Below are 14,362 nucleotides of genomic sequence, written 5' to 3'. Positions count from 1 at the left end.
GAGCGCAAAGGCGCTCGCCGCTTATTCGAAGAGAATCGATGTGAAAGTACTGACTGTATTTGGTACGCGCCCGGAAGCCATCAAGATGGCGCCGTTGGTGCATGCGTTGGCAAAAGATCCTTTTTTTGAGGCTAAAGTTTGCGTCACTGCGCAGCATCGGGAGATGCTCGATCAGGTGCTGAAACTCTTTTCCATTGTACCTGACTACGATCTCAACATAATGCAGCCAGGACAGGGCCTGACAGAGATAACCTGTCGGATTCTGGAAGGACTAAAACCTATTCTTGCCGAGTTCAAACCAGACGTTGTGCTGGTTCACGGTGATACTACCACCACACTGGCAACCAGCCTGGCAGCGTTTTATCAGCGAATTCCTGTTGGTCACGTTGAGGCCGGACTGCGCACGGGCGATCTCTATTCGCCGTGGCCGGAAGAGGCTAACCGTACATTGACCGGGCATCTGGCGATGTACCATTTCTCACCAACTGAAACTTCCCGGCAAAATTTGCTGCGTGAAAACGTCGCTGACAGCCGAATATTTATTACCGGTAATACAGTAATTGATGCGCTGCTGTGGGTGCGCGACCAGGTAATGAGCAGCGATACGCTGCGTTCAGAACTGGCGGCAAATTACCCGTTTATCGACCCCGATAAAAAGATGATTCTGGTGACCGGTCACAGACGTGAGAGCTTTGGTCGTGGCTTTGAAGAAATCTGCCATGCGCTGGCTGAAATTGCTACCACTCATCAGGACATCCAGATTGTTTATCCGGTACACCTTAACCCGAATGTCAGAGAGCCGGTCAATCGCATTCTGGGACATGTGAAAAATGTCATTTTGATTGATCCCCAGGAGTATTTACCGTTTGTCTGGTTGATGAACCACGCCTGGTTGATTTTGACTGACTCTGGCGGCATTCAGGAAGAAGCACCTTCTCTGGGTAAACCGGTGCTGGTGATGCGCGATACCACCGAACGCCCAGAAGCGGTGACCGCAGGTACGGTACGTCTGGTGGGGACGGATAAGCAACGGATCGTCGAGGAAGTGACGCGTCTTTTAGAAGACGAAGATGAATATCAAACTATGAGCCGCGCCCATAACCCGTATGGTGATGGTCAGGCATGCTCTCGCATTTTGGAAGCGTTAAAAAATAATCGGATATCACTATGAGTTTTGCGACCATTTCTGTTATCGGACTAGGTTATATCGGGCTGCCAACGGCGGCTGCGTTTGCCTCACGGCAAAAACAGGTGATTGGTGTTGATATCAATCAACAAGCGGTTGATACCATCAATCGTGGCGAAATCCATATCGTCGAACCTGATTTAGCGAGCGTGGTAAAAACTGCCGTAGAAGGTGGTTTTTTACGAGCGAGCACGACGCCGGTTGAGGCTGATGCCTGGCTGATTGCTGTCCCAACGCCATTTAAAGGCGATCATGAGCCGGATATGGCCTACGTCGAATCGGCTGCCCGCTCCATTGCGCCGGTGCTGAAAAAAGGCGCGTTGGTGATCCTTGAATCCACCTCGCCAGTGGGCTCAACCGAGAAGATGGCAGAATGGTTAGCAGAGATCCGTCCGGACCTGACTTTCCCGCAGCAGGTGGGTGAGCAGGCGGACGTCAATATTGCGTATTGCCCGGAACGCGTGTTGCCGGGCCAGGTGATGGTCGAGCTGATTAAAAACGATCGCGTCATTGGCGGCATGACGCCAGTTTGCTCGGCGCGCGCCAGCGAACTGTACAAAATTTTCCTCGAAGGTGAGTGTGTCGTCACTAACTCGCGGACGGCGGAAATGTGTAAGCTCACAGAAAACAGCTTCCGCGACGTGAATATTGCTTTTGCTAACGAACTGTCGCTGATTTGTGCCGAGCAAGGAATTAACGTCTGGGAACTGATTCGTCTGGCGAATCGCCATCCACGAGTCAATATTCTCCAGCCTGGTCCGGGCGTGGGCGGTCACTGTATCGCTGTTGATCCGTGGTTTATCGTGGCACAGAACCCGCAGCAGGCGCAGCTTATCCGTACCGCGCGCGAAGTGAACGATCACAAGCCTTTCTGGGTTATCGATCAGGTGAAAGCGGCGGTCGCTGATTGTCTGGCTGCTACTGATAAACGCGCCAGCGAGCTGAAAATCGCCTGCTTTGGCCTGGCGTTTAAACCGAATATTGATGACCTGCGCGAAAGCCCGGCGATGGAAATCGCTGAACTGATCGCCCAGTGGCACAGCGGCGAAACGCTGGTTGTTGAGCCTAACATTCACCAGTTGCCGAAAAAACTGACCGGGCTTTGCATGCTGGCGCAGCTTGACGAGGCGCTGGCGACGGCAGATGTGCTGGTGATGCTGGTAGATCACAGCCAGTTTAAAGCCATTAGCGGCGATGATGTACAGCAGCAGTATGTGGTGGATACCAAAGGAGTCTGGCGCTGATACTGATTACAGTAAAAGACTGTGTTGAGGGAGATTAGAATGCCCGTCCGCGCCAGTATTGAACCACTAACCTGGGAAAACGCCTTCTTTGGCGTTAACAGCGCCATTGTGCGCATTAGTCCTGATGCACCGCTCCTGACACCTGACGTTTTGGCGCCGTGGTCACGGGTACAGGCCAAAATTGCCGCATCCAATACCGATGAACTGGATGCTCTGCAACAGCTGGGATTCTCACTGGTAGAAGGGGAAGTGGATTTGGCTCTCCCCGTGATCAACGTCAGTGAAAACCATGCGGAAGTGGCTCAAGAATCAGATATTCCAGTACTACGCCAGTTAGCCCGTGAAGCATTCGCGCAAAGCCGTTTTCGTGCGCCGTGGTATGCGCCTGACGCCAGCGGTCGCTTTTATGCGCAGTGGATTGAAAATGCCGTGCGCGGCACCTTTGATCATCAATGCCTGGTTTTACGCGCGGCTTCCGGCGAGATTCGCGGCTATGTTTCTCTGCGAGAGTTGAATACCACTGACGCGCGCATTGGCTTACTGGCAGGACGCAGAGAAGGTGCACACCTGATGCAAGCAGCGCTAAACTGGGCGTATGCTCGCGGTAAAATAACATTGCGGGTGGCGACCCAGATGGGCAACACCGCCGCGCTTAAACGATACATACAAAGTGGTGCGAATATAGAAAGCACCGCGTACTGGTTATACAGGTGATCACATGATTCCATTTAACGCACCGCCGGTGGTGGGAACCGAACTCGACTATATGCAGTCGGCAATGGGTAGCGGCAAACTGTGTGGTGATGGCGGTTTTACCCGTCGCTGCCAGCAGTGGCTGGAGCAACGTTTTGGCAGCGCCAAAGTGTTACTGACGCCGTCCTGCACCGCTTCGCTGGAGATGGCGGCGCTGCTGCTCGATATCCAGCCTGGCGATGAAGTGATCATGCCGAGCTACACCTTTGTCTCCACCGCCAATGCCTTTGTGCTACGTGGTGCGAAAATCGTCTTTGTTGATGTTCGCCCGGACACCATGAACATCGACGAAACGCTGATTGAAGCGGCGATCACCGACAAAACACGCGTTATCGTTCCAGTCCATTACGCGGGCGTGGCCTGTGAAATGGACACCATTATGGCGTTGGCGAAAAAGCATAACCTGTTTGTGGTGGAAGATGCCGCTCAGGGCGTGATGTCCACTTACAAAGGGCGTGCGCTGGGAACCATTGGCCATATTGGCTGCTTTAGCTTCCATGAAACCAAAAATTACACGGCGGGTGGTGAAGGCGGGGCGACGCTGATTAACGATAAAGCGTTGATTGAACGTGCCGAGATCATTCGCGAAAAAGGGACTAACCGCAGCCAGTTCTTCCGTGGTCAGGTTGATAAATATACCTGGCGCGATATCGGCTCCAGCTATTTGATGTCCGATCTGCAAGCTGCGTATCTGTGGGCGCAACTGGAAGCAGCCGAACGCATCAACCAGCAACGTCTGGCGCTGTGGCAAAACTACTACGATGCGTTAGCACCTCTGGCGAAAGCCGGGCGTATCGAGCTGCCGTCGATTCCGGATGACTGCGTGCAGAACGCGCATATGTTCTACATCAAGCTGCGGGATATTGATGACCGGAGCGCGTTGATTAGCTTCCTGAAGGAAGCGGAAATCATGGCGGTGTTCCATTACATTCCGCTGCACGCAAGCCCTGCGGGTGAACGCTTTGGTGAGTTTCACGGTGAAGATCGCTACACCACCAAAGAGAGCGAGCGCCTGCTGCGCCTGCCGTTGTTCTACAACCTGTCGTCCGTCAATCAGCGCACGGTAATTGCGACCTTGTTGAACTACTTCTCCTGATATGTCACTGGCAAAAGCGTCCTTGTGGACGGCGGCCAGTACACTGGTCAAGATTGGCGCTGGGTTACTGGTTGGTAAATTACTGGCGGTGTCATTTGGTCCGGCAGGACTAGGGCTGGCGGCAAATTTCCGCCAGTTGATTACCGTGCTCGGCGTGCTTGCCGGGGCGGGCATCTTTAATGGCGTAACCAAATACGTTGCCCAGTACCATGATAATCCGCAGCAGCTGCGCCGTGTGGTCGGCACTTCATCTGCGATGGTGCTTGGCTTCTCCACGCTGATGGCGCTGGTCTTTGTGCTGGCGGCTGCGCCAATCAGCCAGGGATTGTTTGGTAATACCGACTATCAGGGGCTGGTGCGTTTAGTGGCGCTGGTGCAAATGGGGATCGCCTGGGGCAACCTGTTGCTGGCGCTAATGAAAGGCTTTCGCGATGCCGCGGGTAATGCATTATCACTGATTGTCGGCAGCCTGATTGGCGTTATCGCTTATTATGTCAGTTACCGTTTTGGCGGTTATGAAGGCGCGTTGCTTGGTCTGGCGCTGATTCCCGCGCTGGTGGTAATGCCTGCCGCTGTCATGTTAATTAAGCGTGGCGCTGTCCCGTTAAGCTATCTAAAACCCAGCTGGGATAACGGTCTGGCAGGGCAGTTGAGCAAATTTACGCTCATGGCGTTGATTACGTCGGTGACCTTGCCCGTTGCGTACATCATGATGCGTAAACTGCTGGCGGCGCAGTATAGCTGGGATGAAGTGGGGATCTGGCAAGGGGTGAGCAGTATTTCCGACGCCTACCTGCAATTTATTACCGCATCGTTCAGTGTATATTTACTGCCCACGTTGTCGCGGCTAACGGAAAAACGCGATATCACCCGGGAAGTGGTGAAGTCGCTGAAATTTGTTTTACCGGCCGTGGCAGCAGCGAGTTTCACCGTCTGGCTACTGCGTGATTTTGCCATCTGGCTACTGTTGTCGAATAAATTTACCGCCATGCGGGATCTCTTTGCCTGGCAGTTGGTCGGCGATGTGTTGAAAGTGGGCGCCTATGTCTTTGGTTATCTGGTGATCGCCAAAGCGTCGCTGCGGTTTTATATTCTGGCGGAAGTCAGCCAGTTCACTTTATTGATGGTATTTGCCCACTGGTTGATCCCTGCGCATGGCGCCCTGGGCGCGGCGCAGGCCTACATGGCAACTTATATCGTCTATTTTTCTCTTTGTTGTGGCGTGTTTTTACTCTGGCGTAGGCGGGCATGACTGTACTGATTCACGTACTGGGATCGGATATCCCTCACCATAACCAAACCGTTCTGCGGTTTTTCAACGACGCGCTGGCCGCGACGAGCGAGCACGCGCGCGAGTTTATGGTTGTTGGCAAGGACGACGGCTTAAGTGATAGCTGTCCGGCGCTTTCTGTGCAATTTTTCCCTGGGAAAAAATCGCTGGCGGAAGCGGTCATCGCAAAAGCGAAAGCTAACCGTCAGCAGCGGTTTTTCTTCCACGGTCAGTTCAATCCAAAGCTGTGGCTGGCGCTGCTTAGTGGCGGAATCAAGCCCAGCCAGTTTTACTGGCATATCTGGGGGGCAGATCTGTATGAGCTTTCCAGTGGCTTGAGATATAAACTTTTTTATCCGCTGCGCCGACTGGCACAAAAGCGAGTGGGCTGTGTGTTTGCCACTCGGGGAGACTTGAGCTTTTTTGCCAAAACGCATCCAAAGGTGCGGGGCGAACTGATTTACTTCCCAACCCGGATGGACCCTTCTCTCAATACAATGGCGAACGATCGGCAACGTGAAGGGAAAATGACCATTTTGGTAGGGAACTCCGGCGATCGCAGCAATGAGCATATCGCCGCTTTGCGTGCTGTTCATCAGCAGTTTGGCGATACGGTAAAAGTGGTTGTACCGATGGGCTATCCGCCTAATAACGAAGCGTATATCGACGAAGTTCGTCAGGCGGGGCTCAAGTTATTCAGCGAAGAAAATCTGCAAGTGCTGAGCGAAAAACTGGAATTTGACGCCTATCTGGCGCTACTTCGCCAGTGCGATCTCGGCTACTTTATTTTTGCCCGCCAGCAGGGCATTGGTACGCTGTGCTTGCTGATTCAGGCGGGCATTCCTTGTGTGCTTAACCGGGAAAATCCGTTCTGGCAGGATATGACAGAACAGCATTTGCCGGTGCTGTTTACCACTGACGATCTCAATGAAGATATTGTGCGTGAAGCGCAGCGCCAGTTGGCGTCGGTGGATAAAAACAACATTGCCTTCTTTAGCCCGAACTATCTGCAAGGCTGGCAGCGGGCGCTGGCTATTGCCACCGGGGAGGTCGCATGAGCCTGCTGCAATTCAGCGGTCTTTTTGTTGTCTGGCTGCTCTGCACGCTGTTTATCGCCACGCTGACATGGTTTGAGTTTCGCCGCGTGCGCTTTAACTTCAATGTCTTCTTTTCATTGCTGTTTTTGCTGACCTTTTTCTTCGGCTTCCCGCTGACCAGCTTGCTGGTGTTTCGCTTTGATGTTGCCGTGGTGCCACCAGAGATCTTGTTGCAGGCGTTACTTTCTGCGGGGGGATTTTACGCAGTTTACTACGTCACTTACAAAACACGTTTACGCAAACGCGTTGCCGATGCACCGCGCCGTCCAGTGTTTACCATGAACCGCGTAGAAACCAATCTCACGTGGGTGATTCTGATGGGCATCGCGCTGGTGAGCGTTGGCATCTTTTTCATGCATAACGGTTTTTTGCTGTTCCGGCTTAACTCCTACAGCCAGATCTTCTCCAGCGAAGTCTCTGGCGTGGCGTTAAAGCGTTTCTTTTACTTTTTCATCCCGGCAATGTTAGTGGTCTACTTTCTGCGCCAGGACAGCAAAGCGTGGTTGTTTTTCCTCGTCAGCACGGTTGCCTTCGGTTTGCTGACTTACATGATTGTCGGCGGCACTCGCGCCAATATCATTATCGCGTTTGCTATCTTCCTGTTTATCGGCATTATTCGCGGCTGGATTTCGTTGTGGATGCTGGCGGCGGCGGGCGTGCTGGGGATTGTTGGCATGTTCTGGCTGGCGCTAAAACGCTATGGAATGAGCGTCAGCGGCGATGAGGCGTTCTATACGTTTCTCTATCTCACCCGCGACACCTTCTCGCCGTGGGAGAATCTGGCGCTGCTGTTGCAGAACTACGACAACATTGACTTCCAGGGCCTGGCTCCAATTGTCCGCGATTTCTATGTCTTTATCCCTTCCTGGCTGTGGCCTGGGCGTCCGAGTATGGTGCTGAACTCCGCCAACTACTTTACCTGGGAAGTGCTGAATAACCACTCCGGACTGGCGATCTCGCCTACGCTTATAGGCTCACTGGTTGTTATGGGCGGTGCGTTGTTCATCCCGCTCGGGGCGATTGTGGTTGGTCTGATCATCAAATGGTTCGACTGGTTGTATGAGCTGGGCAACCGCGAAACTAATCGCTATAAGGCTGCGATTCTCCACAGTTTCTGCTTTGGGGCGATCTTCAATATGATCGTGCTGGCCCGCGAAGGGTTGGATTCGTTTGTCTCGCGTGTCGTCTTTTTTATCGTGGTCTTCGGCGCAAGCCTGATGATTGCAAAACTGCTGTACTGGCTTTTTGATAGCGCCGGACTCGTTCATAAACGAATAAAATCATCGCTCCGGACGCAGGTTGAAGGATAACAATGAATAACAACACCACGGCACCGACCTATACGCTGCGTGGCTTACAGTTGATCGGTTGGCGTGATATGCAGCATGCCCTCGATTATCTGTTCGCTGACGGACAGCTTAAGCAGGGAACGCTGGTTGCCATTAATGCCGAAAAAATGCTGACCATTGAAGATAACGCCGATGTCAGGGAGTTAATTAACGCTGCCGAATTTAAATATGCCGATGGCATTAGCGTTGTGCGGTCGGTGCGTAAAAAGTACCCGCAGGCACAGGTTTCCCGCGTTGCCGGTGCCGATCTCTGGGAAGAAGTAATGGCGCGCGCTGGCAAGGAAGAGACGCCGGTATTTCTTGTGGGCGGTAAACCTGATGTGCTGGCGCAGACCGAAGCTAAACTGCGCGACCAGTGGAATGTGAATATCGTTGGCAGCCAGGACGGTTATTTCAAGCCTGAGCAGCGTCAGGCGCTGTTTGAGCGTATTCACGCCAGTGGTGCGCAAATCGTCACTGTCGCAATGGGGTCACCAAAGCAGGAGATCTTCATGCGCGACTGCCGCCTGGTGCACCCTAATGCGCTGTATATGGGCGTTGGCGGGACTTATGATGTTTTCACCGGTCACGTAAAACGCGCGCCGAAAATCTGGCAAACGCTGGGACTGGAGTGGCTTTATAGACTGCTTTCGCAGCCGAGTCGCATTAAGCGCCAGCTTCGTTTGCTGCGTTATTTACGCTGGCATTACACCGGCGATCTCTGATTTTCCTCTCTCTGTAAAGCGACGGAGTGGTCACTTCGTCGCCTGCCTGTCTTTTTATTACACAAAGCATTCAAATTTTTAATGCTTTATTTGCCATTTCTCCTGAATTACGAAAACATTCGCAACACTCGATGTACCCATAACGATAACCGGTAACACCGGAAAGCATGCAAACACAACACGAGGATTTATGGCAGATAACAAACCAGAGCTACAGCGTGGGCTGGAAGCTCGACATATCGAACTCATCGCCCTGGGGGGCACCATTGGCGTCGGCCTGTTTATGGGGGCCGCCAGTACCCTGAAATGGGCCGGGCCATCCGTATTGTTGGCCTATATCATCGCCGGGCTGTTCGTCTTTTTCATCATGCGTTCAATGGGCGAAATGTTGTTCCTCGAACCGGTTACCGGTTCGTTCGCCGTTTATGCGCATCGTTACATGAGCCCGTTCTTTGGCTATCTCACCGCCTGGTCTTACTGGTTTATGTGGATGGCGGTGGGGATCTCAGAAATCACCGCCATTGGCGTTTATGTCCAGTTCTGGTTCCCGGAGATGGCGCAGTGGATACCCGCATTGATCGCGGTGGCGCTGGTGGCACTGGCGAATCTGGCAGCGGTGCGGTTGTACGGTGAAATCGAGTTCTGGTTCGCGATGATCAAAGTCACCACGATTATCGTGATGATTGTCATTGGCCTGGGCGTGATTTTCTTTGGCTTTGGCAATGGTGGGCAGTCGATTGGTTTTAGCAATCTCACAGAGCATGGCGGTTTTTTTGCGGGTGGCTGGAAAGGGTTCCTGACCGCGCTGTGTATTGTGGTAGCGTCCTACCAGGGCGTGGAGCTGATTGGCATTACAGCCGGTGAAGCAAAGAATCCCCAGGTGACGCTGCGCAGTGCCGTAGGCAAAGTGTTGTGGCGAATCCTGATTTTCTACGTAGGCGCGATTTTCGTTATCGTCACCATCTTCCCGTGGAATGAAATTGGCAGCAACGGCAGCCCGTTCGTACTGACTTTCGCCAAAATCGGCATTACCGCAGCGGCGGGCATTATCAACTTTGTGGTGCTGACGGCTGCGCTCTCTGGCTGTAACAGCGGCATGTACAGTTGCGGACGTATGCTCTACGCGCTGGCGAAAAACCGTCAGTTACCGGCGGTGATGGCGAAAGTTTCCCGTCACGGTGTGCCGGTTGCAGGCGTGGCGGTATCCATTGTCATCCTGCTAATTGGCTCATGCCTGAACTACATCATCCCTAACCCACAACGCGTGTTTGTCTACGTCTACAGTGCCAGCGTGCTTCCGGGCATGGTGCCGTGGTTTGTGATTTTGATAAGCCAGCTGCGTTTTCGTCGTGCACACAAAGCGGCGATTGCCAGCCATCCGTTCCGCTCAATCCTGTTCCCGTGGGCTAACTACGTAACAATGGCATTCCTGATTTGCGTTTTGATCGGTATGTACTTTAATGAAGATACCCGTATGTCGCTGTTTGTCGGCATCATCTTCATGCTGGCGGTGACGGCGATTTATAAAGTTTTTGGCCTTAATCGCCACGGTAAAGCGCATAAACTGGAGAAATAATCAGCAAAGCGCGCAAACCGTAACCAAACGCGCATTTTATTTAAAAAGGGACTAGACAGAGGGGTGGGAAGTCCGTATTATCCACCCCCGCAACGGCGCTAAGCGCCCGTAGCTCAGCTGGATAGAGCGCTGCCCTCCGGAGGCAGAGGTCTCAGGTTCGAATCCTGTCGGGCGCGCCATTTAGTCCCGGCGCTTGAGCTGCGGTGGTAGTAATACCGCGTAACAAGATTTGTAGTGGTGGCTATAGCTCAGTTGGTAGAGCCCTGGATTGTGATTCCAGTTGTCGTGGGTTCGAATCCCATTAGCCACCCCATTATTAGAAGTTGTGACAATGCGAAGGTGGCGGAATTGGTAGACGCGCTAGCTTCAGGTGTTAGTGTTCTTACGGACGTGGGGGTTCAAGTCCCCCCCCTCGCACCACGACTTTAAAGAATTGAACTAAAAATTCAAAAAGCAGTATTTCGGCGAGTAGCGCAGCTTGGTAGCGCAACTGGTTTGGGACCAGTGGGTCGGAGGTTCGAATCCTCTCTCGCCGACCAATTTTGAACCCCGCTTCGGCGGGGTTTTTTGTTTTCTGTGCATTTCGTCACTCTCCCTTCGCAATAAACGCCCGTGGTAACTCATTGCCCCACGGTATGATTTCGCCCTTAACGTATTGAAGGATGACTTCAGGCAAGGAGCGACCATGCTGCAACAGGTTCCAACGCGTGCGTTTCACGTGATGGCGAAACCGAGCGGTTCCGATTGTAATCTGAACTGTGACTACTGTTTTTATCTCGAAAAACAATCCCTTTATCGCGAAAAGCCAGTCACGCATATGGACGATGACACGCTGGAAGCGTATATCCGTCACTATATTGCCGCCAGCGAACCGCAAAACGAAGTCGCTTTTACCTGGCAGGGCGGTGAGCCAACGCTGTTGGGGCTGGAGTTTTACCGCCGTGCCGTGGCGCTGCAGGCAAAATATGGTGCGGGAAGGCAGGTCAGTAACAGCTTCCAGACCAACGGCGTGCTGCTGGATGATGAATGGTGCGCGTTTCTCGCAGAGCATCATTTCCTTGTTGGCCTGTCGCTGGATGGTCCGGCTGAGATCCACAATCAATATCGCGTGACCAAAAGCGGCAGACCAACGCATAAGCTGGTGATGCGTGTCCTGACGCTGCTGCAAAAGCATCATGTCGACTATAACGTGCTGGTCTGCGTTAACCGCACCAGCGCGTTACAACCTTTGCAGGTCTATGATTTTCTGCGTGATGCGGGCGTGGAGTTCATCCAGTTTATTCCGGTAGTGGAGCGTCTGGCTGATGAAATAGCTACCCGCGATGGACTGAAACTACATGCTCCCGGCGATATTCAGGGCGAACTGACGGAATGGTCGGTGCGCCCCGATGAGTTTGGTGAGTTTCTGGTGGCGATATTCGACCACTGGATCAAACGCGACGTCGGCAAGATTTTCGTGATGAATATCGAATGGGCGTTTGCCAATTTTGTTGGTGCGCCGGGTGCGGTTTGCCATCATCAGCCAACGTGTGGGCGCTCGGTGATTGTTGAGCACAACGGCGACGTTTACGCCTGCGATCACTATGTTTATCCGCAATATCGGCTGGGGAATATGCTTCAGCAGACCATCGCAGAAATGATCGATTCCCCGCAGCAGCAGACTTTTGGTGAAGATAAATTTAAGCAGTTACCGACGCAGTGTCGCAGTTGTAACGTGTTAAAAGCGTGCTGGGGAGGCTGCCCGAAACACCGCTTTATGCTCGATGCCAGCGGCAAACCGGGGCTGAATTATTTGTGTGCCGGATATCAGCGTTATTTCCGCCATCTACCGCCATATCTTAAAGCAATGGCTGATTTGTTGGCGCACGGTCGCCCGGCCAGCGACATTATGCAGGCGCGTTTGATGGTGGTGAATAAGTAAAAATCGGCGGTCGCCTGCGGTTGATTGCCGGATGCGATGCTGACGCATCTTATCCGGCCTACAGAATGCTGCAATTTATTGAATTTGCAAGGCTTGTAGGCCGGATAAGGCGTTCACGCCGCATCCGGCAAGGTCAGTGTGGCCCGATGTAGCGATATCGCCGGCTTAATCAGATTTAATCTGCGCGCGTGGAGGATATTTCTTCAGGATCTCCATATACGCGTGCATTTCGGTCTGTAGCGGTACACCCATCGGAATATGGCGCACGCCGATAGAGTCGCTTTCCTGTGGATCGGTGTAGAGGTTAAACACCGACGATCCCGCCGTTTACATTACTGTGCCGGTGAACCCACCCTGATACCCGCTCTGGGTATAAGCGTATGGCTGCTGAATCAGCACATGGTATTTGAACTCATCCATACGTACAGCAGAGAGTTTGCCGTTGAGGAAGTAGTGCTCGGCCTTACGGTTAGACTGGCCGTTTGTTCCCAGGAAGAAAGATGTCTGGTCTACACCATCGATAAAGGTGGTTTTCGGTACTAAATTCGCCACTTTCGCCCCAGGATGCCCCGCCAGATCCAGGGCTGTTGGGAAGAGATCTGCCAGATCAACAATACCGTCAGATTTACGTGGTTGGATCATGCCTTTCCAGTACACGAAAGTCGGAACGCGAACGCCGCCTTCCCAGGTAGATCCTTTCGCACCACGGAACGGTGTGCGTCCGTGCGGCGGTACTTCGGCTTCTGGTCCGTTATCGGAGGTAAAGACAATCAGCGTGTTATCAAGCTGACCGTTTTTCTCCAGTGCTTTATACAGATTAGCGAACACATCGTTCATCTCCACCATGCAGTCGCCATACGAGGTGCGTGCCGGAGAGCTACCTGCATATTTAGCGTTCGGGTAGTTATCGAAGTGACAGCCGCGAGTGCCGTAATAGAGGAAGAAAGGCTTATCGCTCTTCGCCATCTTGTCGAGGAACTTAACGCCATATTCCATCCAGCGTTGATCCAGATCTTCCATATATTTCGGCGTAATGTCGGCAATGGCCTGTTGTTCGCCGCCGCGCACTGCATGAACATCATCTTTGCTGAACGGTAATTGCTTGATGTATTCAGAACGGTCCGGACTCAGGGCCACTTCCGGATTGACGTGAACGTCGCGCCATTCGGTGTACATATCAGACACCGAGTTAAAGCCACGGAAATCATCAAAGCCAACGTTCTGCGGCTGCGACTCTTTGTTTTCCCCCATATGCCATTTCCCGATAGCCTGGGTGACGTAACCTTGGTCGTGCAGCAATTGCGGCAGGGTGGTTAACCCTTGCAGACCGCCCGGTTGCCCGTACATCGGCGGCATCAGAATGCCGTGGTGGATGGAGTATTGTCCGGTGAGAATGGTGGCGCGGGTAGGGGAAGAACTTGGTTGAGAATATGCAGAGGTTAAAATCAGCCCCTGGCTGGCAACGGCGTCAATATCTGGCGTTGGGTTACCTACCGCCACGCCACCGCCATTAAAGCCGACATCCATCCAGCCCACGTCATCCAGTAAGAAAACAACCACGTTCGGCTTCTTACCGGTCTTTTTCTCTAATTCCGCCAGCTTCTGCTGAGTTTCTTTATCCTGTGCCGGATGCTGCATCACAGGCATCATATTATCGTGCAGGTTTAACCAGGTACTGGTTAGGGTGATCATACCCGGCGTAGCCTTCGCGCGCGGTAGCGGTTGACGGGGTATCTGCAGCACTGGCCAGCAAAGGAATAGCGGTGGCGACTGCGACCACCAGTAGTTTGGGTGAAAACGAAATTTCCATGCAAAACGCTCCGGTTTCATGTCATTAAATGGATGACATAATTAAGCATTGATAATTGAGGTCCCTCTCCCTGATAAAATGGGGTTATAAATAATTATGATGAAAATATATTATTTATTTGCCATGAGGATGAATCGAAAGATCAGGAGAGCGTTTTCAATCCTACCCTTGGTGCGGGGCATATGTAAGGCAGGTTTATTGTATGGTGTTGATTATTGATGCTGTTTTTGATTAGAAGTGTAATTAATATATATTGGTTATTGAATATTTTTAACAATTCACAGTATTTATAATTAAAGAGAGTAAGGTTCTGGATGATATTTTCTCAGGTAATTATTGCGAACGAAAGAAACCTG

Annotated in this window: 10 protein-coding genes, 4 tRNA genes and 1 pseudogene; 14 read left to right on the top strand and 1 reads right to left on the bottom strand. The window is 52.4% G+C overall.

The features are described 5' to 3' along the window. Positions 1 to 40: 40 nt before the first annotated feature. The 14 genes from wecB to D9736_RS15280 all read left to right on the top strand — a co-directional run bounded on the left by wecB (position 41) and on the right by D9736_RS15280 (position 12,196). Positions 41 to 1,171: a UDP-N-acetylglucosamine 2-epimerase (non-hydrolyzing) gene (wecB, locus tag D9736_RS15345; protein WP_064530529.1), complete on the top strand. Its 1,131-nt coding sequence runs from the start codon at positions 41 to 43 to the stop codon at positions 1,169 to 1,171. Continuing rightward, positions 1,168 to 2,430 carry a UDP-N-acetyl-D-mannosamine dehydrogenase gene (gene wecC / locus D9736_RS15340; protein WP_130258649.1) on the top strand — a complete coding sequence of 421 codons (1,263 nt, stop codon included), beginning with the start codon at positions 1,168 to 1,170 and terminating at the stop codon, positions 2,428 to 2,430. Before wecB ends, wecC begins: the two co-directional genes overlap by 4 nt. A 39-nt stretch (positions 2,431 to 2,469) precedes the next feature. Further along, positions 2,470 to 3,144 carry a dTDP-4-amino-4,6-dideoxy-D-galactose acyltransferase gene (gene rffC / locus D9736_RS15335; protein WP_130258648.1) on the top strand — a complete coding sequence of 225 codons (675 nt, stop codon included), beginning with the start codon at positions 2,470 to 2,472 and terminating at the stop codon, positions 3,142 to 3,144. Positions 3,145 to 3,148: 4 nt separating this feature from the next. Next, positions 3,149 to 4,279, top strand: coding sequence for a dTDP-4-amino-4,6-dideoxygalactose transaminase (gene rffA / locus D9736_RS15330; RefSeq protein ID WP_130258647.1), 1,131 nt, complete (start codon positions 3,149 to 3,151; stop codon positions 4,277 to 4,279). Position 4,280: 1 nt separating this feature from the next. Then, positions 4,281 to 5,531 carry a lipid III flippase WzxE gene (wzxE, locus tag D9736_RS15325; protein ID WP_130258646.1) on the top strand — a complete coding sequence of 417 codons (1,251 nt, stop codon included), beginning with the start codon at positions 4,281 to 4,283 and terminating at the stop codon, positions 5,529 to 5,531. Next, positions 5,528 to 6,607, top strand: coding sequence for a TDP-N-acetylfucosamine:lipid II N-acetylfucosaminyltransferase (gene rffT, locus D9736_RS15320; protein ID WP_130258645.1), 1,080 nt, complete (start codon positions 5,528 to 5,530; stop codon positions 6,605 to 6,607). The genes wzxE and rffT overlap by 4 nt, the downstream gene beginning before the upstream one ends. Beyond that, a complete protein-coding gene (wzyE, locus tag D9736_RS15315; protein WP_130219536.1) occupies positions 6,604 to 7,956 on the top strand; it encodes an ECA oligosaccharide polymerase in 1,353 nt (450 codons plus the stop codon). Before rffT ends, wzyE begins: the two co-directional genes overlap by 4 nt. A gap of 2 nt (positions 7,957 to 7,958) precedes the next feature. Continuing rightward, complete coding sequence (wecG, locus tag D9736_RS15310; RefSeq protein ID WP_130258644.1) at positions 7,959 to 8,699, top strand: lipopolysaccharide N-acetylmannosaminouronosyltransferase; 741 nt, start codon at positions 7,959 to 7,961, stop codon at positions 8,697 to 8,699. Positions 8,700 to 8,889: 190 nt separating this feature from the next. Further along, positions 8,890 to 10,275 carry an amino acid permease gene (locus D9736_RS15305; RefSeq protein ID WP_130258643.1) on the top strand — a complete coding sequence of 462 codons (1,386 nt, stop codon included), beginning with the start codon at positions 8,890 to 8,892 and terminating at the stop codon, positions 10,273 to 10,275. 102 nt (positions 10,276 to 10,377) lie between these two features. Continuing rightward, a tRNA-Arg gene (locus tag D9736_RS15300) sits at positions 10,378 to 10,454 on the top strand. Between the two features lie 58 nt (positions 10,455 to 10,512). Beyond that, positions 10,513 to 10,588: transfer RNA gene (locus D9736_RS15295), tRNA-His, on the top strand. Positions 10,589 to 10,608: 20 nt separating this feature from the next. Then, positions 10,609 to 10,695, top strand: a tRNA-Leu gene (locus D9736_RS15290). Positions 10,696 to 10,737: 42 nt separating this feature from the next. Next, positions 10,738 to 10,814: transfer RNA gene (locus D9736_RS15285), tRNA-Pro, on the top strand. A 146-nt stretch (positions 10,815 to 10,960) separates the two neighbouring features. Continuing rightward, positions 10,961 to 12,196, top strand: coding sequence for an anaerobic sulfatase maturase (locus D9736_RS15280; protein WP_130258642.1), 1,236 nt, complete (start codon positions 10,961 to 10,963; stop codon positions 12,194 to 12,196). 165 nt (positions 12,197 to 12,361) lie between these two features. Here D9736_RS15280 and aslA read toward each other — a convergent pair. Then, positions 12,362 to 14,006: pseudogene (gene aslA / locus D9736_RS15275) on the bottom strand (arylsulfatase AslA). Positions 14,007 to 14,362 lie beyond the last annotated feature (356 nt).

The sequence above is a fragment of the Escherichia sp. E10V10 genome, from assembly GCF_004211985.1.
Lineage (GTDB): Bacteria > Pseudomonadota > Gammaproteobacteria > Enterobacterales > Enterobacteriaceae > Escherichia.
This window is presented reverse-complemented; position numbering and strand designations above follow the sequence as displayed.